The organism is Asaia sp. Ae19-3, from assembly GCF_059801175.1.
Map to the genome: position 1 here is coordinate 693464 of NZ_JBCHWF010000001.1, position 25649 is coordinate 719112.

Genomic DNA, 25649 nt, shown 5'->3' on the forward strand with positions numbered 1-25649 from the left:
ACTCGTTAATATTGACGCGGACGCCCACAGGCGTACATCTGGTCGTCGCTGAATTGTCTTGAAAGGAAATGGCGCACCCGAAAGGACTCGAACCTCTAACCCCCAGATTCGTAGTCTGGTGCTCTATCCAATTGAGCTACGGGTGCGTCGTGGGGCGGGTTCTACTGTGAGTTTTCAAACCCCGCAAGAGGGAAAAAGAATTTTTTTCAATCAACGGTTTGGACGGGTCATCACGACATGGGCGCGACAGGTCGGTGAGCCGTAGATACCGCCAATGGCATTGCCGACAGGATAGCCGTTGAAAACGATGCTGTACGGCTTGCGCTGTGCATCCTTCATGTCGAGCTGCGCATGGAAATGCTGCTTGTCGGCGCCACGCTCTCCCTTGAGCACAAGCGCATTATCACCCGGCGTGAAGCTGATGGCCCTCGTGCCAATCTGCAGGGTCGAATTTGAGTCGGTCGGGCAGCTTCCCTGATCGGTCACGAGCGCGCCTGTCCAGACTCCGATCGGGTCCTTGCTTGGCGGCTGAGGGCCTGAGCAGGCGGACAGCAGAAAGACTGCGCCCAGAAAAGCCGCGCCTGTCAGGTGGCGAAAACGGGAATGCGACATAACGATCTCGTCTGAATGAAGGAATCATGACATTAAGAGGGGCTCAAACGCGTCGTTTGGGATGACGTTGCCCAGCGAACATCCTATACGATGCCCACAGAATTTGCCCATGCACGACGTGTTGAAAGAGCGCCATGACCGACACCGCCCCGCCTAACGCCGATACTCTGGATACGCAGCTTCACGAGGATCGCATTCTGATTCTCGATTTTGGCAGCCAGGTGACCCAGCTCATCGCACGCCGCGTGCGCGAGAGCGGCGTGTATTGCGAGATTTGGCCTTTCACCGCGACAGAAGAGAAGATTCGTGGCTTCCACCCGAAAGGCATCATCCTTTCAGGCAGCCCTGCGAGCGTGCACGATGATAATGCGCCGCAGATTCCTGATGTCGTATTCGACCTCAACATTCCCGTCATGGGCATCTGCTATGGTCAGCAGGCCATGTGCGCCCGACTGGGTGGCAAGGTCGAAACGCATGAGCATCGTGAATTTGGTCGCGCCCATATCGAGATTGCCGAAGATTGTGCGCTGTTCCGTGGCGCCTGGTCGCGCGGTCATCGCGAGCAGGTCTGGATGAGCCATGGCGACCGCGTAACGGCGCTGCCTCCGGGCTTCCGTGCCGTTGCCTGGTCTGAAGGTGCGCCTTTCGCCATCATCGCTGATGAGGGACGTCGTCTCTATGGCGTGCAGTTCCACCCCGAAGTGGTGCACACGCCGCATGGTGCAGCGCTGATCAAAAACTTCACTCACGAGGTTGCGGGCTGCAAGGGTACCTGGACCATGGCCGGGTTCCGCGATCTCGAAATCGCCCGTATTCGCGAGCAGGTTGGCACGGGGCGCGTGATCTGCGGCCTGTCGGGTGGCGTCGATTCTTCGGTTGCGGCCAAGCTGATCCATGACGCAATCGGCGACCAGCTCACCTGCATTTTCGTCGATCCGGGCATTCTGCGTTCGGGTGAAGCCGATGAGGTGGTCAAGACCTTCCGTGGCCGCTTCAACATCAGTCTCGTCCATCGTGATGCATCGGATCTGTTCCTGAATGCGCTGGCAGGCGTCACCGATCCCGAGGTGAAGCGCAAGACGATTGGCCGTCTGTTTATCGAGGTCTTCGAAGAGGAGGCGACCAAGCTTGGTGGGGCGCAGTTCCTCGCACAGGGTACGCTTTATCCCGACGTCATCGAATCCATCAGCTTCACCGGTGGGCCTTCGGTCACGATCAAGTCGCATCACAATGTCGGTGGTCTGCCCGACCGCATGAACATGAAGCTGGTCGAGCCGCTGCGTGAGCTCTTCAAGGATGAAGTGCGTGCGCTGGGTCGCGAGCTGGGTATTCCCGAGGCGATCGTTGGCCGTCATCCCTTCCCGGGGCCGGGCCTGGCTATTCGTATTCCTGGTGCGATCGATCGCGAAAAGCTCGATCTGCTGCGCAAGGTCGACGCGATCTATCTTGAGGAAATCCGCAATGCCGGGCTCTACGACGCGATCTGGCAGGCCTTTGCCGTACTGCTGCCGGTTCGCACCGTCGGCGTGATGGGTGATGGCCGTACCTATGATCAGGCTTGCGCCCTGCGCGCCGTTACCAGCACCGATGGTATGACCGCTGAAGTCTATCCGTTCGATTTCGGATTCCTGAACCGTGTGGCCGGACGCATCGTCAACGAAGTGCGTGGCATCAACCGCGTGACCTACGACATCACCTCCAAGCCCCCCGGCACGATCGAGTGGGAATAAGGGGCTCTATCGCCCCTTTGCCGATGTAACGACCGATGGGAGAGCCCGCTCAATGAGCGGGCTTTTTCTGTTGCTATCAATTGTGCAGCAGGCGTGTCTGAGTGACGACTGATCCTGTCCGGTTAACGATGGCAGGCTGATTGTCCTGATCAACATGTTCAGGAAGCAGAGATGTGTCTTTCAGATGCTGATGCGATCGCGCGCCGCCATGGTCGGGGGAGGGCGAGGAAGGCGCATCGTGCGGCTGCGGCGCAGAGAGGGTGCTTACCTCTGCACACAGTGTTCAGAGGAGTCTGATGCCGCTTGCCACTTCACCCGGATCAGGCTGCTGTTTTGAAGCGACCGACGAGGGCTGTCAGATCGCTGGTGTTTTTCCCAAGGCTCAGAACCGCGGAAGTATTCTGTTCAACCATGGCGGCATTTTGCTGCGTAGCACGATCGAGTTCACCGATTGCGGTGTTCACCTGTGCCAACCCGCTTGCCTGTTCCTCGCAGCTCGAAGCAATTTCGCCGACTGTAAGCGTTACGGCGCCGATCTGCGTTACAATCCGCTGCAGCGCCGACCCGACTTCCCGAGCGAGAACGACACCGCTGCTGACTTCGGTTCGGGCCCTAGAGATCAGATCCTTGACCTGACTGGCCGCGTTTGCAGAGCGTTGCGCCAGAGTGCGGACCTCTGAAGCAACAAGGGCAAAGCCGCGACCCGCATCTCCGGCTCTGGCGGCTTCGATGCTCGCGTTGAGCGCCAGCAGATTTGTCTGCATTGCAATATCATCAATGACACCGATGATCTGACCTATCTCTGTCGAGGACGCCTCAATACGAGACATCGCCTGCATCGTATCGTCGACCACGACGCTTGAGCGCGAGGCCTCATCGCTTGCCAGTCGGGTTGAGCGGCGCATCTCGGCAGATCCTCTGGCAGTCCCTTCGACCCTTCTTGTGATCAGTTCGAGAGTGCCTGCTGTCTGCTCCAGCGCCGCGGCTTGCTGTTCAGTGCGACGTGACAAGTCGTCAGAAGCAGATCCGACTTCAGTAACGCTGGCGCTGATGCCGCGTGCCTTGGCAGAAACCTCTGCCAAGGCACGGCGGAGAGCGGTTTGAGCCGCATTGAAGTCAATCCGAAGCTGCTCATACTCTTGCGAAAATGGGGTGATGATCTGTTCGGTCAGGTTCCCTTCCGCCATATGCCCAAGGCCTGTGGCAAGTGCCCTGAGTACGGTATTCTGCTGCTCAGCAGCAAGCATCTCTCGCTCGGTACGTTTTTCTCTCTCCGCTTCGATAGCCTTCTGCGCGAGGCGGGTTTCCGCTTCCAATGTGCGTTTTTCCTGCGCAGAATCTTTGAAAACCTGCACAGCCGAAGCCATATGACCGATTTCGTCGCGGCGTTTGCGTGCCGGGATTTCGATCGTAAGGTCGCCTCCAGCGAGAATTTGCATGGCTTCGGTCATGGAGGCCAAAGGGGCCCCGATTGAACGGGCGATGAACCATGCAACGCCTAGTGCAATGATTGACCCAAGCACGGCTGAGCCAGCGACAATCGCTGCGATCTCACGCGTTGTCGCCAGCGCTTTGGCTGTCCAGGCATCAGACCAGTCACGCAAGGTGCGCTCCAATATGCGAGATGCCGCTTTCTGCTCCACCAGCAGCTGGTTATTCTGTCTTGAGATGATGCTCGCCATAGCATCTGCCTGGCGGGCCGGGTTGGCCGCCAGCCGGGCCTGGGGTATCGCCGCCTCGTCGATATAACGCTTGGCGATCTGGATATAGGCGTCGATCTGGCCGAGAGATTCTGGCTTTTCCTTACCTAGAATGGCGCGCAGTTGTGCGGCCTTTTGCATGATTTGTGTCTCATCGTCCTGGATCGCCGTGCTGTCTTCAGGACGATGCGTGATCAGGTATCGACTCAGCGAACCAGGAAGTCGTGTCAGAGCGGCATCTGCCTGATCCAGAAGATCGATTGTCAGATCGGACACGGCATTCATGCGCGTGATGCTCGCGACTTCGCGCGATTTCTGAAAGATGAACCCTGAACTGATTGCGAGAATGACCAGTATGCTGCCGAAGCCGACGGCCAGCTTGCGATATACAGTCAGGTCAGAGAACCAATTCATTCCAAAGCACCACATTCGAAAAGAGATCAGTAAGGAAGCGCAACCTCAAGGCACGAGCAAATAACGCCACGATCTTTTCGAAGAAGACACGGTTCGGTTAAGAGGAAATTAAAATTTCGATGAGGAAAGTCCGTAAAAGGTCAACTATCGTATAACTGCTTAGGTTTCGTTTTTATGAAGCATAACGGGATCGATTGTAATTATTCCTGTATTTGGATATCGATGGTCGGCGTAGAGCGTATATTAATAAATTTGATTTAAAACTATGATTATTTCTGAAAATATTTTCAAGTAATGAAGATATGATTTATTATATATTACAATTAATCGCTTATTTTCGTAGATGGGACTGTATCTTTGCTTGTGGCAAATGTCCGTGGAACAGCATAGTGCGCGGGATGATCACTGAAGGTATGCCCCTCGCTGCGTGTCTTGCATCCGCTTGCGAAATCAGGTGAGCTGGACCTTCTTTCCGAAACATAGTGCGCAATTCTGCTGGCCTGACAGGTGATAAAACTGATGCATGACGACCCGGTTCTCTTTGGGATCACCACCTGTGATACTGTCCGCAAGGCGCGCAAATGGCTCGAGAGCCTGGGGATAGGCTTCACCTACCATGACTTTCGCAAAGATGGTCTGAGCGAAGCGACCCTCATTTCCTGGGTGCAGGCGGTGGGGTGGGAGGCGCTCCTCAACCGTGCCGGAACGACATTCCGCAAATTGCCAGAGCCGGAGAAGCAGGTGACGACCGAGGCTGAGGCGGTGTCCCTGATGCTTGCGCACCCTACGCTCATCAAGCGCCCCGTGCTCGTTCGCGAAGGCTCCGTCGCGCTCGGGTTCAAGCCCGAACTCTATGAGAAGCTTTTCTCCTGACAGGCTGGCAGGGGAGGCTGGGAGCTGGAAGGATCAGCCTTCCAGCTCGCTGTCCCAATACAGATAGTCGCGCCAGCTCTCATGCAGATAGTTAGGCGGAAAGCTGCGCCCGTTTTCCTGAAGGCGCCTCGTCGAGGGTTGTACCGGCCTGATGCGCGGGTGCATGCCGATTTCGTGGGGTAGTTTAGAGCCCTTGATCAGATTGCAGGGGCTGCAGGCCGTCACCACATTTTCCCACGTTGTGCGACCGCCCTTGGCGCGGGGAATGACGTGGTCGAAGGTCAGTTCGTGGGTCGGTAGCCGGTCATGGCAATACTGGCAGGAAAAATTATCGCGCAGAAAGACGTTGAACCGTGTGAAGGCAGGGCGTCTGGCTGTGGGGATATATTCCTTGAGCGCAATGACGCTGGGCACACGCATCACACAGCTTGGCGAGTGAACCTCGACATCGTCATATTCACTTAATACCGAAACACGGTCTAGAAAGACCGCCTTGACGCTCTCCTGCCAGGACCATAGCGAGAGAGGAAAGTAGGAAAGCGGACGAAAATCCGCATTCAATACAAGAGCAGGGAAATGCTGGGCGGTGGCAAGCATCGATCGCATCCTCTTTTACAGGGCAGCACGATCGGATTATCTCAAGCGCGACGGGTAACCAGCGCCTATAGATACGCGCCGTCTGTCTGATAGGGCTGACTATTTCAGCTTTCTGTGAACGGGGCAAGCTAAGGTTTGATGACAGGATTTCACACGCGCTTTGCACCGAGCCCGACCGGTTTTCTGCATCTTGGTCATGTTGCTTCGGCGTTTCATGCGCGCGATCGGGCGGGCACGCAGGGTAAGTTTCTGATTCGTATCGAAGATATCGACGCTCAGCGTTGTCTCCCCGAATTTGAGGTGGCACTGCTGGACGATCTGGCATGGCTCGGTTTTGTCAGTGACGGCGCTGTTCTCAGACAGTCCGATCATCTGCCTTATTATCGTGCGACTCTGGAGCGCCTGCATGATCAGGGGCTGCTCTATGCGTGCACCTGCTCACGCGCTCAGGTTAAAGCCTGCGCCCTCGGCGTCGCCCCCGATGGCAGCCCGGTTTATGGCGGGACTTGCCGTGGCCGATCTCAGGCGCCCGGCCAGCCGCATGTCTGGCGTCTCGATATGGCAGCAGCGCTCAGTCGGCTTGGCGGCAGTCCGTCATGGCGTGAGCTTGGTCAGGGGGCTGTGGCAGGGCGTGCGGCTTCATTCGGCGATGTGGTGCTGGGGCGTCGGGATAACGGCGTCTCCTACCATCTCTGCGTCACCAGCGATGATGCACGGCAGGGGATCACGCTAGTGACGCGCGGTGCTGATCTGTTCGAGGCAACGTCTGTTCATCGCGTGCTGCAGGAGTTGCTGGGTTTTCCCGAACCGCTTTACGCGCATCACGGCCTGCTTCTTGACGAAGCAGGGTGCAAGCTCGCCAAGCGTGATGGTGCCGAGAGCCTGCGGGCCTTGAGGGCCAGGGGCCTTACCGCACCCGAGCTGATCGCTCTGGCACGGAAGGCGCTGGATCTTGCCGCGTTTATTCCGGAGGGTAGGAGTGCGGATAGGTGATGGCACTTGCGGGGCCGGGGGCATGAGGCGCCCCCTTCTTGCCGCAGCCAGTCAGCATGACCGAACCCAGAAGGGCGAGGCAGAAAAGCCGGGTTGAAAACCTCATGCCGCGTTCTCCTCAAGGCGGTTCAGCCAGGTCTGTGCGGCGCTGCTGACATTGTCAGGCGCCGTACCGCCTTCGCTGGTGCGTGAGGCTAGTGAGGATTCGACCGTCAGCACATCGAAAATGCTGGCATCGATCTGCGCCTCGACAGTCTGCATTTCTTCGAGCGTCAGATCGGCCAGGTCACATCCCTTGGCTTCTGCCATGCCAACCAGGCGCCCCGTGACATGATGCGCTGTGCGGAACGGCAGGCGCGGCACGCGAACCAGCCAGTCGGCCAGGTCGGTTGCCGTGGCAAACCCGGCCCCGGCAAGGGCGCGCATCTTGTCCGTATTCGCCGTCATGTCGCGGATCATGCCATCCATGGCAGCCAGCGACAGGGTGGCGGCTTCGGTCGCATCGAAAACCGGTTCCTTGTCTTCCTGCGTGTCCTTGGCATAGGCGAGGGGCAGGCCCTTCATCACCATCAGCAGGCCCATGAAATCGCCGGTAATGCGGCCGACCTTGGCGCGCACCAGTTCGGCGGCATCGGGGTTCTTCTTCTGCGGCATGATGGACGAGCCGGTCGTGAAGCCATCAGACAGGCGCACGAAGCTGAACGGGGCCGAACACCAAAGCACCAGCTCTTCAGACAGGCGCGAGAGATGCATGCCGAGCAGCGAGAGCGCCGAGAGATATTCAAGCGCGAAATCGCGGTCGGACACTGAATCAAGCGAGTTCGCCGTGGGGCGGTCAAATCCCAGCAGCGACGCCGTAAAGCGACGGTCGATCGGGAAGGAAGTGCCGGCCAGAGCTGCCGAGCCCAGGGGGCATTCGTTCAGCCGAGCCCGTGCGTCGCGCAGGCGGTCGCGGTCACGTGAAAGCATTTCCACATAGGCGAGCAGATGGTGACCGAACGTCACGGGCTGCGCCACCTGAAGATGGGTAAAGCCCGGCATGGCATCGGCAGCATGCTGCAAGGCGCGCGTGGCCAGAGAGCGCATGAGCGCCGAGATCTGCCCAGTGATGCCGTCAATGGCATCGCGTACCCAGAGGCGGAAATCCGTCGCTACCTGGTCGTTGCGCGAGCGCGCCGTGTGCAGACGTTTCCCGGCCTCGCCGATACGCTCTGAAAGGCGCGCTTCGATATTCATGTGAATATCTTCGAGATCCTGCGAGAACTCGAAATTTCCTGCTTCGATATCTGAGGCAATGCCATGCAGACCGTCACGGATTTCCTGCTCTTCGGCGGCGGTCAGCAGGCCGACGCGCGCCAGCATGGCGGCATGGGCCAGCGAGCCGCGAATATCCTGACGCCACAATTTCCGGTCGAAATCGATCGAGGCATTGATATCGGCCATGATGGCGGCGGGGCCAGCGGCGAAGCGGCCACCCCATTGCGGGTTGGCCAGTCTGGTTTCGGTCTCGGTCACGGGGTTGTCCATGGCGTAGGGATTATGGTCAAGAAGACCCTAACCTAGTCAGTCAGCATGGTGCGCGCAATTCATGAGCAGTTTTCTGCCTCTTCTCGGCCCCGAAGATCCGACGCCCTATCGAATCACAAAAGCGACAGCCAAGGGGCCTTTCGTGCTGGTCAGCGATCACGCGGGGCGAGCGGTGCCGTCATGTCTCAACCGTCTGGGGGTGGAAGAGGCGGAGTGGGAGCGTCATATTGCCTGGGATATCGGCATTCACGGCGTTGGTATCGCACTCTCCGGCCTGCTCGGGGCCGATCTTGTCGAACAGGTCTATTCGCGTCTTGTGATCGACAGCAACAGGGCACCCGGCCATCCAACATCCATCCCGGCAGTGTCTGACCGTACGGAAATTGCCGGGAACAAGGCCCTGTCTGCGGCCTGCCGCGCGCGGCGTGAGCGTGAGATCCTTCACCCCTATCATGACTGCATCGCCGCAATTCTGGGCGCGAGAAAAAGCCCGACGGCCCTGATCGCCCTGCACAGCTTCACGCCTGTCATGAACGGGGTGGCCCGGCCATGGCATGTGGGCATCCTGCATCATCGCGATACACGCTCGGCGCGTATCATGCTCGATTTGCTGCGGCAGGAGGGTGATCTCTGCGTCGGTGACAATGAGCCCTATGTGCTGACGGCGACATCGGATTATACCGTGCCCTATCATGCAGAGCGGGCAGGTCTGCCCTATCTGGAGATAGAGATCCGACAGGATCTGATAGCAGACGAGGCGGGACAGAAATCGTGGGCACAGAGACTGGCGCGGCTATTGCCGCTCTACTGGAACGCCATCTCCGGGGAGAACTGAGCCTCGATGAGGCGAAGGCTGCTCTTGCGGCGCTTTTCCCGGGAGGGATGCCGAAGCTTGCAGCGGTCACGGGCTGGCCGCTGACCTATACGCGCTCGCCGATCCTGCACAATTACTGGTGCGCGTGCTGCGGTATCGACGGGCTCTATCTGCGGCTTCCTCTGGCTCCGGAGGATTTCGAGCCCGGCATTCGTGCCTTGCAGGCGCTCGGCTTTGCCGGGCTGAATGTCACGATCCCGCACAAGGAAGCAGCCTTCGCGCTGGTGGATCGTCGCACCCCACCGGCGCAGCGCGCGGGTTCGGTCAACACCCTGATCTTCGAGGCTGACGGTACGGTCACAGGCGATTGCACCGATGGTGTAGGGTATATCGACTCCCTCAAGGAGGCCGGTGTCAGCTTGCCACGCAAGGCGCTGGTTCTGGGGGCAGGGGGTGCCTCACGCGCGGTATGCGCTGCGCTGCTCGATGCGGGGTGTACGCTGACCCTGGCCAATCGCACGAAAAGCCGGGCTGAGGGCATCGTCTCGGCGCTCGAGGGGGGAGACGTCATCTCGTGGGAGGACTGGACAGTACATCTGCCAGACGCCGAACTGCTGGTGAATACGACGTCGCTTGGCATGAAAGGACAGGAGGGTTTCGACTGGGGTAACTGCCTGACTCAGGCAGCCCCGTCACTCGTTGTGTCGGATATTGTCTATATGCCGCTCGAAACACCGCTGCTCGCTGCGGCGCGCGCCCGTGGTCTGAAAGCGGTCGATGGTCTCGGCATGCTGATCCATCAGGCCCGGCCCGGTTTTGCAGCCTGGTTTGGCCCGTATCCGAAGGCAGATGCGACCCTGCGTGCCCGTCTTGTCGAAACGCTGGACTGACGGGAAGACGCATCAGACATGATCGTTCTGGGTCTCACAGGAGGCATGGGTGCCGGCAAGACCACGGTTGCACGCTTCATGCGCCGGGCTGGCTGGCCGGTTTTTGACGCCGATGCCGCCGTGCATGCCCTTCAGGCAAGAGGCGGTCGCGCAGTACCCGCCATTGCACGGCTCTGGCCCGATGCGGTTCGGGACGGGGCGGTCGATCGTGTGGCATTGCGCAGGGCCGTTATCGGCCATCCGGCGGAAATTGAGGCGCTTGAGGCAATCATCCATCCTCTGGTGCGCGATGAACGTCGATCTTTCCTGCGGGCCATGACGCGCCGTGGGGTAAGGATCTGCGTGCTCGATATCCCGCTTCTGTTCGAAACCGGCGCCGATCGGGATTGCGACGCGGTCATTGTGGTGACGGCGCCTCTTGCCGTGCGCCTGCGTCGGGTCATGAAGCGCCGCTCACTCAGTGAAGCACAGGCCCGTCACCTTCTCGCCCGGCAGATGAGCGATCGCGAGCGCAACAGACGGGCCGATCATCTGTTGCGCAACGGGCTGTCTCGCGGCCATACCGCCCGTCAATTGAAACGCCTGATAACGAGTCTGGAGACTGCCCGATGAAACGGTCGATCCTTTTCGATACGGAGACCACGGGGCTGGACCCGGCAACGGGTGATCGTGTGATCGAGATCGCGGCGCTCGAACTGATCGATGACCTGCCGACAGGCGAGAATTTTCATGTTCTGATCAATCCAGAGCGTGATGTGCCGCCAGAGGCAAGCCGCGTTCACGGATTTACGCTGGATGATCTGCTCGACAAGCCGAAATTTGCCGAGATCGTTGACGGATTTCTCGCCTTTATCGGCGAGGACGAAATGATCGCGCATAACGCGCCCTTCGATTTCGGCTTCATCAATGCCGAGCTGAAAGCCTGTGGCAAGCCGCCGCTCGATCGCAAGCGCATGGTCGACACACTCGAAATGGCCAAAAAGCGGTATCCCGGCCTCCCCAATTCGCTCGATGCCTTGTGCCGTCGCCATGATATCGATCTCTCGGCCCGTACGACCCATAATGCCCTGCTCGACTGCAAGCTGCTCTCCGAGGTCTATCTGGAGCTGATGGGAGGGCGTCAGCGCGGGCTCGGCCTTGCTGTGTCGGGCAGTGGGGGCGGGGTCGCGACCTATCGCGCCAATCCCGACCGCAAGCCGCGCCCCATGGCACCGCCGGATAACGAAACCGCTGCGGCGCATGATAAATTTGTGGCCAGTCTGAAGGAGCCTATCTGGCTGCAATGAAACGGATCTTGTTCATAACCGCCAACCGTCTGGGTGATGCGGTCATCTCATCGGGGGCTCTGGGGGAGCTGATCCGGCGTTACCCGGCAGCGCGATTCACGATTGCCTGCGGGCCGGTCGCCGCGTCGTATTTCGAGGCGTGCCCCGTCGTCGAGCGCGTTATCGTGATCAGCAAGAAACGCTATGATCTGCACTGGGTGAGCCTCTGGGCGCAATGCGTCGGCCAGTGGTGGGACATGGTGGTCGATCTGCGCGGCTCAGGCGTATCTCTCTTTCTGCCGACCCTGCGTCGACGCATCCTGCGCGGGGGGCGTCGACCGGGCGCGCGTATCGGCCATCTCTCAGCACTGTTCCGTGACAGGCCCGCTCTCATGCCTCAGGCATGGTCGCGCCCCGATCAGGAGCGTCTCGCGAGCGAAATTCTGCCCGATGAGGGGCGGTATTGTGCTCTGGCACCAACAGCCAACTGGGATGGCAAGATCTGGCCTGCCGAAAACTTCGTCGAGCTCGGGCAGGCGATACAAGCGAGGGGCCTGTTGCCGGTCATTTTCTACGGTCCGGGCGAGGAAGAGCACCTGCGCGCCCAGCCGGTTCTGGCCGCGCTCGATGGCGCACTCGATCTGGGTGGACAGGCCGGGCTGGGTCTGGTCACGGCGCTTTTGCGTCGCTGCGCGCTTTTTGTAGGCAATGATTCAGGGCTGATGCATCTTGCGGCTGCTTCCGGTGTGCCAACGCTCGGCCTTTTCGGCCCGAGCCGCGCTTCGGAATATGCCCCGACTGGCCCCAAGGCCCGCTTTGTCGCCGCACCCGGCCCCGAGGGGGAGGCGCCAATCGCCGGGCTTTCAACCGAGCGTGTCGTGCAGGAAGCTTGTGCGCTTCTGGCGGATGAAGGATAGATCAGCCATGAGCCAGACGCGTCTTCTTCCGTCTTCTCCGCTGCGTATCGCCCATGTCATGGCCGGAGCGCCGAGCGGCGGCGCCGAACTGTTCTACGAGCGTCTTTGCATGGCGCAGCATGAATCGGGCCATGATGTACGGGCCATTCTGCGTCGTGATCCTGCCCGCGAAGCCCGTTTGACCGCGAAGGGCGTCAGGACAGAGGCCCTTCGTTTTGGCGGGCGCCTCGATTTCATGACAACGCCACGTTTGCGTCGAAGCCTTACGCAATTCGCGCCGCAGGTCGTGATTGCCTGGATGAGCCGCGCTGCCCGCATGCTGCCCAAAGGCCCCTGGCCAATGGCAGGCCGTCTGGGCGGGTATTACGATCTGGCCAATTACCAGCGCTGTTCCGACCTCATCGGTAATACGAGAGGGCTCGCAAGCTGGATGATCGCCGAGGGCTGGCCAGCTGATCATGTGCATTATCTGCCCAATTTCGCGACGGATCTGGCAGGCGTGGCACCTGAGCGCCCATCCTGCGTGGCAGAGGGGCAGAAATTCCTTCTGGCGCTTGGGCGCCTACATCGCAACAAGGCCTTCGATGTGCTCATACGGGCCATGAAGGGCCTGCCCGGCATTCATCTGGTCATCGCAGGTGAGGGGCCCGAACGCGAGGCCCTGACGGCACTCGCTGCAGGTGAGGGTGTATCTGATCGTGTGCATATGCCTGGCTGGGTGCAGGATAGTGGGGCCTGGCTGAAGGCCTGCGATCTTCTGGTCTGTCCGTCACGCATCGAGCCTTTGGGGAATGTGGTGATCGAGGCGCTCTCGGCCGCGCGCCCGGTTGTGGCCAGTGCCATTCAGGGGCCGGAGGAAGTGCTGTCAGGTACGGAAGACGGCCTGTTGTCGCCGGTGGAAGACCCGCAGGCATTGGCCGAAGCAATAGGGCGCGTTCTGGAGACACCGGAACTCGCCACGCGCCTTGCCCATAACGGGCGGCTGCGTTTCGAGCGGGAGTTCTCTGCACCAACGGTTCTGGCGCGCTGGGATGAATTTCTTTCCGCCATGGCTGCCCGTCAGAGCGGAGCGCGCTAGGCAATGTGCGGCATTGCAGGCATTGCCTGTCTACCCGGCCACAAGCCAGACCCGGTCCTTCTGAAGCGTATGGCGCAGGCATTGCGTCATCGCGGGCCTGATGGCGAAGGGTTTTACGAGACCGGGTCTGCCGCTCTGGTGCATCGACGTCTGTCGATCGTCGATCTTGAGGGGGGTGCGCAGCCACTTATTCAGGGGGCGACGGCCCTCGTTGCCAATGGCGAGATCTATAATGATCCTGCCTTGCGCCAGACACTGGCCGATGAGCCATTCAAGACGGGAAGCGATTGCGAGTCTCCGCTCTTTCTCTGGCCGCTCTCCGACACGCAATACACGTTTGAGCTGCGCGGCATGTATGCCATCGCCCTGCTCGACGGGAGCGGCCCGCAGACAGTTATAGCCCTCAGCCGTGACCCGTTCGGTATCAAGCCCCTTTATTATGCCCAGGTTGAGAGCGGAGTGATTTTCGCCTCCGAGCCGCAGGTGCTGCTGGCGACCGATCTGTTGCCGCGACGCATTCGCCCCGAGGCGCGCGATCAGCTTTTGCAGGCGCAATTCGTTGCTGGGCGTGAGACGATCTATCCCGGTATCATGCGTGTGCTCCCCGGTGAGACCTTGCGCTTTGTTGATGGGAGGCTCGACCAGGCAAAGAAGCAGCCCGCCTTTCACGGTAACATCGACAAAAGCCTCACTGAAGAAACCGCGCTCGCCCGTCTTGATGCGGCGCTCATGGACAGTGTTCAGGCGCATGAGCGCGCTGACGTGCCATTTGGCATGTTTCTTTCCGGCGGCATCGATAGCAGCGCGGTCCTCGCCGCCATGACCCGTCTGGGGAATGGCGCGCCTCTGGCCTGGACAGCGCGTTTCGATACGGGTGCCATCGATGAGAGCGCTCAGGCCGCGGAACTCGCTCGTACACTCGGCGCGCAGCATCATGTCCTGACGGTAACGGAGGCGATGGTCTGGCGCCATCTGCCGCAGATTGTTGCCTGCCTGGATGATCCGGTTGCCGATTATGCGGTCATTCCCAGCTGGTTTCTGGCGCGCGAGGCGCGCAAGGACGTGACGGTCATTCTCAGCGGTGAGGGGGGTGACGAGTTATTCGGCGGTTATGGCCGCTATCGGCGCGCCATGCGCCCGTGGTGGCGTGGCGGGCGTCTGCCCTGGCGTCGTGGAATGATGGACGGGATCTGCCCGCTTGCCACTGGCAGAAAGTGGCGTGAGGCCTTTGCACCACAATACGAGGAGACCCGCCTGCGCAGCGTGCAGGCGCTCGATCTGCGCGAATGGCTGCCCAATGATCTGCTGATCAAGCTCGATCGCTGCCTGATGGCGCATGCCATAGAGGGGCGCACCCCGCTGCTGGATCCGGCTGTTTCGGCGGTGGCATGGTCTCTGCCTGATTCGTTGAAGGTTCAGGGCAAGCACGGCAAGTATCTGCTGCGGCGCTGGGTTGAGAAGAACGTGCCGGGTGCAACGCCCTTTGCGCCCAAGCAGGGCTTCACCGTGCCGGTCGGGGAATGGATCGCGGCGCAGGGCGCCCGCCTGGGGCCGCTCGTGGCAGATAGTGCCGCATTCAAGGGGCTTATTGCTCCTGAAACCATCAAGGCGCTTTTCACCCGTGCTGCGGGTCGGCGCGAGCGCCATGCGGCCTGGGCGCTGTTGTTTTATGCCCTTTGGCACCGCATCCACATCGAGACCGGGTCTTTCGAAGGCGATGTTTTCGAAACCCTTGCCTATTCGGGCACCGGCTCCCGGAACTGAGGAGAAAACCATGCATTACGATCTGATCATCAGGCACGGCACCTGTGTTTTTCCCTGGGGAGAGGCGCAAGCCGATCTCGGTGTGAAAGAGGGCCGCATCGCGAGCCTTTCCGTCACCGCCGAGGATAGCGCCGCCCAAGAGATTGACGCGACAGGGCTTCATGTTCTGCCCGGCATGATCGATGCGCATGTCCATCTGCGTGATCCGGGCAATGCCGCCATCGAATCCATTGCCACCGGCACACGCGCCGCAGCGCTGGGTGGTATCACCATGGTGTTCGATATGCCGAACACCTCGCCCTCGATTACCTCTGCCGAAACCATTGCCGACAAGCGACGCACGGTAGCCGAGAATGCCCTGATCGATATGGGGCTCTATGTCGGTGCCACACGCGCCAACACGCCGCAACTGGCCGCGCTGGAGCAGGAAGAAGGCGTGTGCGCGATCAAGGTCTTTGCCGGGTCATCGACCGGCGATCTAATGATCGAGGATGACGAGGGCATTGAGGCGGTGCTTCGCAGCGGGCATCGCCGCGTGGCTTTCCATTCGGAAGATGAATATCGCCTTCAGGCACGCAAGCCGCTTTTCGAGACCGGCATGCCGCATGTGAACCACATGATCTGGCGCGATGAAGAATGCGCCTTTCTTGGTACGCGGCGTATCACGGCACTCGCCCGCAAGACTGGCCGACCGGTGCATATCCTGCATACCTCGACCGCTGAGGAGCTCGACTGGTTGGCAGCGCATCGCTCTCATGTCAGCGTCGAGGTTCTGGTCAATCATCTCACCCAGGTTGGGCCGGAATGCTATGAGACGCTCGGCGCCTATGCGGTCATGAACCCGCCCATTCGTGACCAGCGTCATTATGACGCCTGCTGGGCGGCTGTGCGTGACGGGCGCGTCGATGTGGTTTCCTCCGATCATGCGCCCCATCCTCGCGAGGCGAAGGAAAAGCTCTGGCCTCTGTGCCCGGCGGGGCTGACGGGTGTGCAGACGATTCTGCCCGTGATGCTCGACCATGTGAATGCCGGGCGCCTGAGCCTGACTCGTCTGGTCGATCTCATGGCCGCAGGGCCTGCGCGTATCTACGGATTGCAGACCAAGGGGCGTCTGGCGGTCGGCTTTGACGCCGATTTCACCCTGGTCGATCTGAAGGCACAGCGTGAAATCCGCAATGACTGGATTGCAAGCCCCGTTGGCTGGACACCATTCGACGGCAAGCGCGTAACCGGCTGGCCGGTCGGTACCATCGTGCGTGGGACGATCGTCATGCGAGACGATGAAATCGTCACAAAGCCGATCGGTCGTTTGGCCCGATTTGCGCCGTAATTACTGTGCAAATACCTCTTCAGTTCTTCATCCGTAACCGGCAGCCCGCTCGATCATGAAACGCATCGTTCTCTCGCTTCTTTCCGCCTCGTTTGCCTGTGCCAGCATAAGCGTCTCCTCGGCGCTTGCTGACCCGCGTGCCAAATGCGGACAGGAGCCTTCCGCTCCGGCAATCACTGCGACCGATACGGCGCATTACAATGCGAGTGTCGACAAGTTTCAGGCCTATGAGAAGGAGGCGCGCGCCTATAACAGCTGCGTAGCGTCAGCGGCCCAGAAGGAAGAGCAGGCAATCAGCGAAGATGCGCGCGATCGTATTGCCAAGATCCACGCGGTCAGCACTGGGGTGCAGCAGCGTATTGCCGCCAATTTCAGTCATATATCTGCCGAGCTGACGACGGCTGGCAAGAAACTTGCCAAGCACTGAGTGCTGTCAGCCAGGACCGAAGCCGCAAGGCTGGGTCATTGAGAGTTTTGTGAAAGGGTGGGGGCAACCCCACCCTTTTCGCGTTCAGCCGACAAGCTGGGGCGCCAGGGCGCCAATGTCACGAAACACCTTGCGAAACCGCGTTTCATCCGGTGTACCGCCCGCCGTATAGGCGGTCATGATGACCGATTTGCCTGCTTGGCCTTCGGGTGCGGCAAAAGCGATATCGGCGCTGATATCCTTGCCGTTATTACCGGTCTTGTCTCCGGCGACCCAGTGTGGTGGAAGCCCCGCGCGCAGACGATGGGTTCCGGTCGTGCAGCTGATCATCCATCCGCGCAGAAGCGCTGCGGAATGGGGGTGCAGCAGCGTGCCATGGATCAGCCGGTGCAGGGTGCGCGCCATGGCAACAGGGCTTGTGGTGTTGGCCTGCGGGTCGGCGGAGGGACGATTGAGTTCGGGCTCGAACGCATCGAGACGGGTCACATCATCGCCGCTCTCACGCCAGAAACGGGTCAGCACGGCTGGCCCGCCGATATGGCGCAGCAGCATATTGGCACAGATGTTGTCGCTCATGGTGACAGCGCCGGCACAAAGCGCCGCGATGCTGAGACTGCCCGCATCCCGGTTTGCGCGGGCAACTGGTGCCCAGTTGTCCTTGAAGTCGGAATCGACGAAAGCCAGTCGATGAGTCAGGTCATCGACATCTCTGTCGCAGCGTTCGAGAACGCAGGCAACCAGCGACGCCTTGAAGCTGCTGCACATCAGAAAGCGTTCTTCGCCACGCCATGACAGGGCGGCGCCGGTCTCCGGGCAGAAGAGATGAGCACCAATGCGACCGCCTGACTCTTTCTCGAAGCGTCGCGCGATAACGGCGAGCGCATCACGCTGTGCGTCCGGCGGGGGAACTGCGGCCGCGTCGGCTGCGAAGGCGCTGCGGGTGGTGATCCCGATCAGGGGAAGGCTGACGAGAAAACGTCGTCTCGCCATCTTCATACCGGGCGCTGAACGCATGGAAGGTGTCTCTCCTGTGACAAAAGGTCTCTGTAAGGAGTGCTTGTGGCCGAAGTTTGACCGATGCGACAGCATAATGACAAAGCGATTTGCCGCATTGTCGCGGCGTCTGTATGCTCGCCGCGATAGTGTCGCAAGAGGATCACGGTGGCAGACGAGTTTTTCAGTCAGGCCCAGGCGGAAATGCGTGCAGCTGAGCTGCGCGCTACCGCCCGGCGTTTCGGAGGTGTAGCGATCGGTGCGGCACTGATCGCATTGATTGGCGTCGGTGGATGGCAGTGGCAGATCCATCGCCATCATCAGGCCCAGGCAGAGGCTTCGCGGCGCTATTTCACGGCGATAGAGGCGCTCCAGGCGCCTCAGCCGGATGCGACCCTGCGCGCCCAATCCGAAAAACAGAATCAGGCGATTCTGGCCGATCTCGCCTCGACTGCGCCCGGTGCGACACGTAGCTTTTCTGCTCTTAGGCTGGCACAGCTTCTTGCTCAGAAAGGCGATATGGCAGGCGCCAGAAAGGCGTGGCAGGGCGTGATCGATACGCAGGACGCCAATCCGTCTCTCAAGGCACTGGCCCGTCTGCTTCTGCTCAACAGCCATATCAACGATGCCGATGTGACCGAGACGCGCAAGCAGCTCGAACTCCTTGCCGCCAATACGGGCCCCTGGCGCGCCTTCGCTCAGGAGAGCCTCGTCGCGCTTGATCTGCGCGCCGATGCGACTCCCAAGCAGCGTGACGAAGCCCATAGCCTTCTGCTGGGCCTTGCCCAGTCTCCCGATGCGCCTGACGGTGTCAGACAGCGCGCTTCCATTCTTCTGCAAACCTTTGGCGGAGCCGGCTGATGCCTATCGAGAACAAGACCATGGTGCGTGCGCCCGGCCGTCGCTTTTTTCTGGGCTCGGCTCTGGCAGGCACGGCCCTGCTCTCCGGCTGCGGCATTTTCAAAGATGATCCCAAGCCCGTTCTGGCAGGCAAGCGCTATGACGTGTTGTCCACCGGCGCCGGTCTGGTGATCGACGAGGAAGATCATACGCCGATCGTTCTGCCGCCGGCACAGCCTGTCGCTGCCTATCCTGTCGTAGGGCGTGTGCCTGACCATCTTTCGGTCAACACGAACTGGGCCGGGCCGCATCTCGCCTGGTCGCGTTCCATCGGCCATGGCGTGTCCGAGCCTGCTTTCCTGCATTTTGCAGCACTTGGTCCGAACGGACGTGGTGCCATCCAGTCGCCGCCGGTCATTGATGCAGGCCGCATCTATACCCGTGACGGTGTCGGCACCGTGCGTGCCTGGACCTGGCCTGCCATGAGCCCGCTCTGGACGTTCATCCCCAAGGGCAGCAAGTCGCGTTCGAGCGATATCGGCGGCGGTCTGGGTGTGTCCGGGGATACGCTCTATATCGTTGACGGCGTCGGTCAGGTGATTGCCGTCGTTGCCGAGACGGGTAAGGTCAAATGGCGTGCCGAGACAGTGGTGCCCGGGCGTTCGGCGCCGACGATCGTTGATGGGCGCGTCTTCTTCGGCACCATCGACGAGCGTCTATTCGCGCTCAATGCCGAGACCGGCGAACAGATCTGGACCTATCAGGCAACTGAAGCCGATACGGTCATCTTCGGTCAGGCCGCCCCTGCCGTTGCGAATGGCGTCGTCGTGGCCGGATTCGGCAGTGGCGATCTCGTGGCGCTGCGTGCCGAATCGGGCGAACTGGTCTGGAGCGATTCGCTCGGCGGCTCCAATGGTCGTGGTGCCATGCTCGATCTGGCCTGCGTCCGCGGGGCGCCGGTCGTCAAGGACGGCACGGCTTACGCAATTTCGCTCTCGAAGGTGCTTGTCGCCATCGACATGCGCTCCGGCCGTCGCCTGTGGGAGCGCGAAGCCAGCGGTCAGAACACGCCACTGATCGTGGGTGACTGGCTCTATATCATCTCGTCCGATCAGCAGCTTGCCTGCCTTGATCGTCTGTCTGGCCATGTGCGCTGGATTCATGACCTGCGCCGCTTCAAGAACGAGACCAAGCAGAAATACGCCGTGACCTGGCTTGGCCCGGTCATGGGCGATGGCAAGCTGGTTTGCGTTTCGTCGCTTGAAGAGACCGGACTGCAGGTTGTTGACGCCGTGACCGGCAAGGCCGATGCCCCTCTCAAGACCAAGCTGCCTACGCTGGTCGAACCCATCATCTGTGACGGCAAGGTGCTTGTGCTGTCTACGGATGGCAATCTGAACGCATATGGTTAATCCGTGACTGACTCTCTCTCCCTTCCGCTCGTCGTTATTGCCGGGCGTCCCAATGTCGGCAAATCGACTCTCTTCAACCGGCTGGTAGGGCGTCGTCAGGCCATCGTGTCTGACATGCCGGGCGTAACGCGCGATCGCAAGGAAGGAGAGGCGCTCCTTCGCGGGCGCAAGGTCCGACTGATCGATACCGCTGGTCTCGAAGAGGCCGCGCCCGATACGCTTTACGGGCGTATGCGTGCGTCATCTGAATCTGCCGTGGCGCAGGCCGATCTGGTGCTGTTCTGCATCGATGCGCGCGCCGGTGTGACGCCTGCCGACAAGCATTTCGCGGCCTGGCTGCGCAAGCAGAACAAGCCTGTCCTGCTTCTGGCCAACAAGGCCGAAGGTTCGGCAGCCACCAATGAGGTGATCGAGGCCTATTCGCTCGGTCTGGGGACGCCTCTGGCGCTCTCGGCCGAACATGGTGAGGGGATTGCCCATCTCATGGGCGAGATTGCCGACCGCCTGCCCGAGGGCGAGCGTGTGCGGATCAAGACGCGCTCGCGCAGCAAGCCCGTGGAAGACGAAAGCGAAGAGATCGAAGAGCGTCCGGCAGGACCTCTGCGTCTGGCGATCGTTGGTCGCCCGAACGCAGGCAAGTCGACGCTCCTGAACTGCCTGCTTGGCGAAGAGCGCATGATCACCGGGCCGGAGCCGGGTCTGACGCGCGATTCGATTGCCGTGTCGCTGCATGACGAAATCGGGCCGATCCAGCTTGTCGATACGGCTGGCCTGCGTCGCAAGGCCCGTATCGAGCAGGATCTCGAGCGCATGTCGGTTTCAGCCTCGATCGAGGCCCTGAAGATGGCCGAGGTCGTTGTTCTTACGCTCGATGCCACGCTCGGTGTGCATGAGCAGGATCTGCAAATTGCCCGCCTGATTGAACGAGAAGGCCGCGCCTGCGTGCTGGCACTGAACAAATGGGATGCGGTCGAAGATCGCGCCGCCACGCGTCAGGCCATTGCCGATCGTATCGAGACATCGCTTGCCCAGATGCGCGGCATCCCCGTCGTGACATTCTCTGCGCTGACCGGGGCAGGGGTGAACAAGCTCCTTCCCGCCGTGCGTCGCGCACATGAGGTCTGGAACAGCCGTGTCACGACAGGCGAACTCAATCGCTGGTTCGAAGGCGCACTCGAGCGTCATCAGCCGCCTCTGGTGGATGGGCGCCGCCTCAAGCTGCGCTACATGACGCAGGCGAAGTCGCGTCCGCCGACATTCATCCTTTTCGGCACGCGTGCCGAGATGTTGCCCGACGCCTATAAGCGCTATCTGGTGAACGGGCTGCGCGAGACGTTCCACCTGCCGGGAACGCCTATCCGTCTGCAGCTGCGTGGCACGAAAAACCCCTATGCAGAGAACAAGTCATGAGTCAGTCCGCGCTTGTCCTGATTGAATATCAGAACGACTTCCTTTCAGAGGGAGGCGCCCTGCATGAGGGCGTGCGCAGCGAGTTGAACCGGACCAACATGCTGGCGCATACTGAAGCGCTGGTAAAAGAAGCGCGTGACAAGGGCGTCAGGATTATCTGGGTCCCGATTGAGTTTGCGTCAGGATATCCTGAACTCTCGGCGGCGCCCTATGGTATTCTGGCCGGGGTCAAGGCGACAAATGCCTTTCGTCTCGGTAGCTGGGGCGCGCAGATTGTCGACAGTCTGAAGCCCCATGAGAGCGATATCGTAATCGCTGGTAAGCGCGGCCTTTGCGGCTTTGCCAGCACCAATCTTGATTTTGTCCTGCGCCAGAACGGAATCACGCGCATTGCCTTGGGTGGGCTACTGACTGATTGCTGTGTCGAATCGACAATGCGCAGCGCCTATGAGCGTGGCTATGACGTTGTAACCCTTACAGATTGCACCGCCACGCTGTCTCAGGCGCAGCATGAGGCCGCCATTGCTTATACCTACCCCATGTTTTCCCATCCGATGACTTCAGAGGCGTTTCTCGAAACGCTTTCCTGATCGATGCGCAAAGGGGGGCTTCGGCCCCCTTTTTTGTTTCAGTGCCCGATATAGCGACCCGGGCGGTGATAGACGATCAGGATCCCGCTCGTGGCAGCGGCGCTTAGCAGCGAAAGCAGGATCTTGTGCGCTGGCAGGAACAGCGCCGAGATTGCCATGATGACGATATCGATCGATATCTGCACACGCCCAGCATTGATGCCACGCGTTTTCTGAAGCCATAGCGTGACGATGCCGGTGCCACCGACCCCTGCCTGATGGCGTGCCAGGCAGAGAATACCCAACCCGATGATGGTGCCCGCAAAGAGCGCAGAAAACAGAGGGTCGATTTCTGATACCGTAATGACGCGTGGCATCAGCCCTGCGAAAAACGTCACGCCACAACTGGCGATCATGGTTCTGACGGCAAAGCCGGGGCTCATGGCACGCAGCGCGAAGGCAAGGAAGGGAATGTTGATGAGCGTGAACAACATCCCCGGCGATACCGGAACGAGATAGGACAGAAGCAGTGCGATGCCGGCCATGCCGCCTGTCACCAGTCCGGCCTTGTGCAGACAGACCAGCCCCATGACGATAAGCGAGCAGCCAATCAGAAAGGCGTAGACATCTTCAGCCAGGGTGTGACGCAGCCCCGGCGCGTAGGGCGTTGCTGTTTCCTCAGCTATGCTGGCGTCAGGTGCGTCATTGAGCATCAGTGTGTCGGCTGTATCGAGTGTGGCGCAGGCGGCACAGGGGGGCATGGCAGGGTCAATCCGTCTGGTTGGTGGGTGGCTCAGCTGTCGTAGAGTGTGTCGATGGCACCATGCAGCGCCATGGCGACAGGAGCGGCGTCGTAGCGCTTCATTTTGATTTCGATGAAATGCGCACGATGCGTGTCGGTATTGCAGGCCTCGAAAGCTGCCAGAAGGGCTTCACGCGTGCTGACCGAGCTGACAACCCAGTCATGACAACCGAACGCCTCTGGCAGCAGGCTGTAACGCCATTGGGCGAGGTCGTTGTAATAGGTTTCGCCATCTGCGCAGAGCAGGCGTTCGATGAGATAGCCGTCATTGTTGATGATGAGCACAACCGGCTTGCGGCCAAACCGGGCGAACTGGCCCAGTTCCTGCGTGGTGAGCTGATGCGAGCCTTCACCGGTCACGAGCACGACCCGTCTGTCGGGCTCGGCCATGGCCATGCCGAAAGCGGCGGGAGTAGCCCAGCCTATCGACCCCCAGAGTGTCTGGTTGTGATAGGCGCAGCCATCCGGCAGACGGATTTCAGACAGGCCCATGGAGGCATTGCCTGTCTCCGCCGCAACGATGTCGCCGGGTCGCAGCAGGGTCTGGATATCGTGATAGAGCGTTCCTGAAGAAAGCGCTGCCCCGTCTGACGCTTCAGGAAGTTTCTGATGTGGCACGGTGCCGCCGAAGCAGGGCAGGTTCGTGCAGGCGGCGATAAGCCCTTGAAGAACATCAGCCATGGCAACGCCGTCGATACGTTCCCCACCGATCACGACATGGTCGGGCAGGATGTTGATGAGACGCTCTTCCGGCAGGCGTGCGGTGAAGGCACCCGTGTTGAAATCCGAAAGCTGGACGCCGATACCGAGTATGACCCTGCTTGCCTCGACAAAAGACGCGATGTTCTCGTGAAGCAGATGGCCGTAATAGAGCCCCAGATAGAGGGGGGAGGATTCGAGGGCCATCCCCTTATCCGCGAACATCGTGGCATGGGGCAGGCCGGATTGCCTGATAAACTCACGCGCCAGATCCAGCGCACCGAAGCGGTCGCAGAGATTGCCCGGCAGGATGCAGCTCTGTGAACTGGCCTGCAATTTCGCTGTGATACGCTCGACGACGGACGCAAGTCTCGCGTCGTCTCTCGCCGGTGCTGCAACAGGCGCGGGCGTAGCTGGTTTTGCCTCGGCTCCGGCATGATCTGACGGGATGCCGAAATAGATCGGGCGACGATGGGTCTTGAGTGCTGCAAGCGCCTTGTCGATTTCCTCGACGCAGTTTTCAGGGGTGAGAATGGCGCGGGCGCAGGTGAAGGCCGCACAGGCCTCATAAAACGCCATGAATGTCCCGTTGCCGAGCGAGTGATGCACCAGGCGGTCCGATGTCATGACCGCAGAGGCAGGCATGCCGACGATATGGATAAGCGGCAGATGCTCGGCAAAAGCGCCTGCGATGCCGTTGAGGGCGCTCAATTCGCCAACGCCATAGGTCGTGCTGAGCGCGGCCATGCCCTTCATGCGCGCGTAGCCATCGGCGCTGTAGGCAGCGTTGAGTTCGTTGCAGCTGCCGACCCAGCGCATGTCGTCGCGGGCACAGACAGCATCTTCGATCGGGAACGCGTAATCGCCGGCAACGCCAAACACATGGTCTATGCCGAGGGCTGCAAGTCTATCCAGTAGATGCTCAATGACGGTCGAACTCATCTCGGAAACCCTCCATCGGTTGGATTTCCAAGGCTCTACCGAAAAGACAACACATAAGATAATATGATCTTTTGATAGAGAAGATAGGTGATTGACTATGATCCAGCCCCAGATCACCTTTCGTGAACTCAATCATTTTCTGAGTGTCGTGTGTCAGGGGGGCTTCGTGAAAGCCAGTGAGGCCCTTAACATCAGTCAGCCTTCCATCAGCCAGAGCATTCAGGCACTTGAAGCCAAACTCGGAACAAGGCTGATCATACGCAGCAAGAAAGCGGTGCTGCTGACCGAGAAGGGCGAGATATTCCGCCGCTATGCCGAGCGCACCCTGCGCGAGGAAATTGCGTTGCGCGAGGTGCTTGCGGCTGACAGGGAGAGCCTCGAAGGCCCTTTGCGCGTGACAGTGCCCCCCGCCATCTCCTCAATCTGTTTTCCGGCAATCATCGAGAGTTTCTGCAGCCAGTATCCAGGGGTGATGCTCGAGATCGATGAATGCCCATCGGACAGGCTGATTCCCCGATTGCGCGGAGGTCAGACCGAAATTGCAGCGCTCATCCTTCCGATTGGTGAAAAGGATCTGCACCTCTACCCACTCGGGCGGGATCATCTCTGTCTCGTGGTACCGGATCAGCATCGCCTGAGCGACAGCAAAAGCTGCTGTCTGGCCGATATCCTGCAAGAGCGCGTGGTGCTGCTCAGGGAAGACTTCAAGATCAACAGCTTCATCGCCCAGGCCTATGCAGAGCATGGTGCCGTGCCCAGAGCAGCGGGGCGCACAGGGGATATCTATCTTCTGATGGCCATGGTGCGGGCCGGTGTGGGTCTTGGAATCGTGCCCTCCGCCCTGTGTCGTGGAAGCTGGATGGAGGGTCTCAACGCGCTGCATCTGCTGGCACCGACCATGGGGTTCGAACTTGCCCTCGCAACGCGTCGCGACCATGTTCTGTCACCTGCAGGCGAGGCGTGGCGGTCTGTCTGCCTGGATCATTTCACCCGATCCATCCTCGCCTGACGGGAGCAGTCCTGCATCGGATATCGAACGTCTGCGTTATTG

At 60.2% G+C, this 25649-nt stretch carries 25 protein-coding genes and 1 tRNA gene; 17 read left to right on the forward strand and 9 right to left on the reverse strand.

The genetic code is table 11. The annotated features are described in order from the left end of the window. Positions 1–69: 69 nt before the first annotated feature. Together AAID99_RS02965 and AAID99_RS02970 are read right to left on the reverse strand one after the other, a co-directional pair. A tRNA-Arg gene (locus AAID99_RS02965) sits at positions 70–146 on the reverse strand. Positions 147–210: 64 nt separating this feature from the next. Further along, complete coding sequence (locus AAID99_RS02970) at positions 211–612, reverse strand: hypothetical protein (protein ID WP_498493118.1); 402 nt, start codon at positions 610–612, stop codon at positions 211–213. A gap of 134 nt (positions 613–746) precedes the next feature. On the opposite strand from AAID99_RS02970, the gene guaA reads away from it, so the two are divergent. Next, entirely contained in the window at positions 747–2342 is a 1596-nt protein-coding gene (guaA, locus tag AAID99_RS02975) for a glutamine-hydrolyzing GMP synthase (RefSeq protein ID WP_188425266.1), read from the forward strand. Positions 2343–2662: 320 nt separating this feature from the next. Here guaA and AAID99_RS02980 read toward each other — a convergent pair whose 3' ends face one another. Beyond that, the gene (locus AAID99_RS02980) at positions 2663–4456 is read right to left on the reverse strand and encodes a methyl-accepting chemotaxis protein (protein ID WP_498493119.1); all 1794 of its coding nucleotides are present in this window, start codon (positions 4454–4456) and stop codon (positions 2663–2665) included. Positions 4457–4975: 519 nt separating this feature from the next. Here AAID99_RS02980 and AAID99_RS02985 point away from each other — a divergent pair. Then, positions 4976–5329: an arsenate reductase gene (locus tag AAID99_RS02985; protein ID WP_188425268.1), complete on the forward strand. Its 354-nt coding sequence runs from the start codon at positions 4976–4978 to the stop codon at positions 5327–5329. Positions 5330–5362: 33 nt separating this feature from the next. On the opposite strand, the gene AAID99_RS02990 is transcribed toward AAID99_RS02985, so the two are convergent. Continuing rightward, on the reverse strand, positions 5363–5926 hold the full coding sequence (locus tag AAID99_RS02990) for an HNH endonuclease (RefSeq protein WP_188425269.1): 564 nt from the start codon (positions 5924–5926) through the stop codon (positions 5363–5365). Between the two features lie 138 nt (positions 5927–6064). Here AAID99_RS02990 and gluQRS point away from each other — a divergent pair, with 138 nt between their 5' ends. After that, positions 6065–6919 (forward strand): tRNA glutamyl-Q(34) synthetase GluQRS, encoded by an 855-nt coding sequence (gene gluQRS / locus AAID99_RS02995; protein WP_498493120.1) that lies wholly within the window; start codon positions 6065–6067, stop codon positions 6917–6919. Here the strand turns inward: gluQRS and AAID99_RS03000 are convergent. Further along, on the reverse strand, positions 6888–7025 hold the full coding sequence (locus AAID99_RS03000; RefSeq protein ID WP_188425271.1) for a hypothetical protein: 138 nt from the start codon (positions 7023–7025) through the stop codon (positions 6888–6890). The two genes, gluQRS and AAID99_RS03000, sit on opposite strands and share 32 nt — an antisense overlap. Then, positions 7022–8446: an argininosuccinate lyase gene (gene argH / locus AAID99_RS03005; protein WP_188425272.1), complete on the reverse strand. Its 1425-nt coding sequence runs from the start codon at positions 8444–8446 to the stop codon at positions 7022–7024. Before argH ends, AAID99_RS03000 begins: the two co-directional genes overlap by 4 nt. 61 nt (positions 8447–8507) lie before the next feature. On the opposite strand from argH, the gene AAID99_RS03010 reads away from it, so the two are divergent. From AAID99_RS03010 to AAID99_RS03050, 9 genes are read left to right on the forward strand one after another with little or no spacing between them, the layout of a single operon-like run. Next, positions 8508–9281, forward strand: coding sequence for an N-formylglutamate amidohydrolase (locus AAID99_RS03010; protein ID WP_188425273.1), 774 nt, complete (start codon positions 8508–8510; stop codon positions 9279–9281). A 47-nt stretch (positions 9282–9328) separates the two neighbouring features. Next, entirely contained in the window at positions 9329–10150 is an 822-nt protein-coding gene (locus tag AAID99_RS03015) for a shikimate dehydrogenase (RefSeq protein WP_188425423.1), read from the forward strand. A gap of 18 nt (positions 10151–10168) precedes the next feature. Then, complete coding sequence (gene coaE, locus AAID99_RS03020; RefSeq protein ID WP_498493121.1) at positions 10169–10762, forward strand: dephospho-CoA kinase; 594 nt, start codon at positions 10169–10171, stop codon at positions 10760–10762. Beyond that, positions 10759–11436, forward strand: coding sequence for a DNA polymerase III subunit epsilon (dnaQ, locus tag AAID99_RS03025; RefSeq protein WP_188425275.1), 678 nt, complete (start codon positions 10759–10761; stop codon positions 11434–11436). The genes coaE and dnaQ overlap by 4 nt, the downstream gene beginning before the upstream one ends. After that, positions 11433–12332 (forward strand): glycosyltransferase family 9 protein, encoded by a 900-nt coding sequence (locus AAID99_RS03030; RefSeq protein WP_498493122.1) that lies wholly within the window; start codon positions 11433–11435, stop codon positions 12330–12332. Before dnaQ ends, AAID99_RS03030 begins: the two co-directional genes overlap by 4 nt. Positions 12333–12339: 7 nt before the next feature. Then, positions 12340–13410, forward strand: coding sequence for a glycosyltransferase (locus AAID99_RS03035; RefSeq protein WP_229719504.1), 1071 nt, complete (start codon positions 12340–12342; stop codon positions 13408–13410). A 3-nt stretch (positions 13411–13413) separates the two neighbouring features. Next, complete coding sequence (gene asnB / locus AAID99_RS03040) at positions 13414–15174, forward strand: asparagine synthase (glutamine-hydrolyzing) (protein WP_498493123.1); 1761 nt, start codon at positions 13414–13416, stop codon at positions 15172–15174. A 10-nt stretch (positions 15175–15184) separates the two neighbouring features. Continuing rightward, on the forward strand, positions 15185–16504 hold the full coding sequence (locus tag AAID99_RS03045) for a dihydroorotase (protein WP_498493124.1): 1320 nt from the start codon (positions 15185–15187) through the stop codon (positions 16502–16504). A 55-nt stretch (positions 16505–16559) separates the two neighbouring features. Further along, entirely contained in the window at positions 16560–16931 is a 372-nt protein-coding gene (locus AAID99_RS03050) for a hypothetical protein (protein ID WP_188425279.1), read from the forward strand. Between the two features lie 84 nt (positions 16932–17015). On the opposite strand, the gene bla is transcribed toward AAID99_RS03050, so the two are convergent. Next, positions 17016–17945 (reverse strand): class A beta-lactamase, encoded by a 930-nt coding sequence (bla, locus tag AAID99_RS03055; protein ID WP_229719505.1) that lies wholly within the window; start codon positions 17943–17945, stop codon positions 17016–17018. A gap of 147 nt (positions 17946–18092) precedes the next feature. Here bla and AAID99_RS03060 point away from each other — a divergent pair, with 147 nt between their 5' ends. The 4 genes from AAID99_RS03060 to AAID99_RS03075 are packed head-to-tail and all read left to right on the forward strand — an operon-like array spanning position 18093 to position 22176. Further along, entirely contained in the window at positions 18093–18785 is a 693-nt protein-coding gene (locus AAID99_RS03060; RefSeq protein ID WP_188425280.1) for a tetratricopeptide repeat protein, read from the forward strand. Beyond that, positions 18785–20176 carry a PQQ-binding-like beta-propeller repeat protein gene (locus AAID99_RS03065; RefSeq protein ID WP_229719506.1) on the forward strand — a complete coding sequence of 464 codons (1392 nt, stop codon included), beginning with the start codon at positions 18785–18787 and terminating at the stop codon, positions 20174–20176. The genes AAID99_RS03060 and AAID99_RS03065 overlap by 1 nt, the downstream gene beginning before the upstream one ends. Before the next feature lie 3 nt (positions 20177–20179). After that, on the forward strand, positions 20180–21586 hold the full coding sequence (gene der / locus AAID99_RS03070; protein ID WP_188425281.1) for a ribosome biogenesis GTPase Der: 1407 nt from the start codon (positions 20180–20182) through the stop codon (positions 21584–21586). Next, a complete protein-coding gene (locus AAID99_RS03075) occupies positions 21583–22176 on the forward strand; it encodes a cysteine hydrolase family protein (RefSeq protein ID WP_188425282.1) in 594 nt (197 codons plus the stop codon). Before der ends, AAID99_RS03075 begins: the two co-directional genes overlap by 4 nt. 38 nt (positions 22177–22214) lie before the next feature. On the opposite strand, the gene AAID99_RS03080 is transcribed toward AAID99_RS03075, so the two are convergent. Both AAID99_RS03080 and AAID99_RS03085 read right to left on the reverse strand, forming a co-directional pair. After that, positions 22215–22916: a YitT family protein gene (locus AAID99_RS03080; protein ID WP_498493125.1), complete on the reverse strand. Its 702-nt coding sequence runs from the start codon at positions 22914–22916 to the stop codon at positions 22215–22217. A 32-nt stretch (positions 22917–22948) separates the two neighbouring features. Further along, positions 22949–24598 (reverse strand): alpha-keto acid decarboxylase family protein, encoded by a 1650-nt coding sequence (locus AAID99_RS03085; protein ID WP_498493126.1) that lies wholly within the window; start codon positions 24596–24598, stop codon positions 22949–22951. 97 nt (positions 24599–24695) lie between these two features. Here AAID99_RS03085 and AAID99_RS03090 point away from each other — a divergent pair, with 97 nt between their 5' ends. Next, complete coding sequence (locus AAID99_RS03090) at positions 24696–25607, forward strand: LysR family transcriptional regulator (protein WP_498493127.1); 912 nt, start codon at positions 24696–24698, stop codon at positions 25605–25607. The last annotated feature ends 42 nt before the right edge of the window (positions 25608–25649 follow it).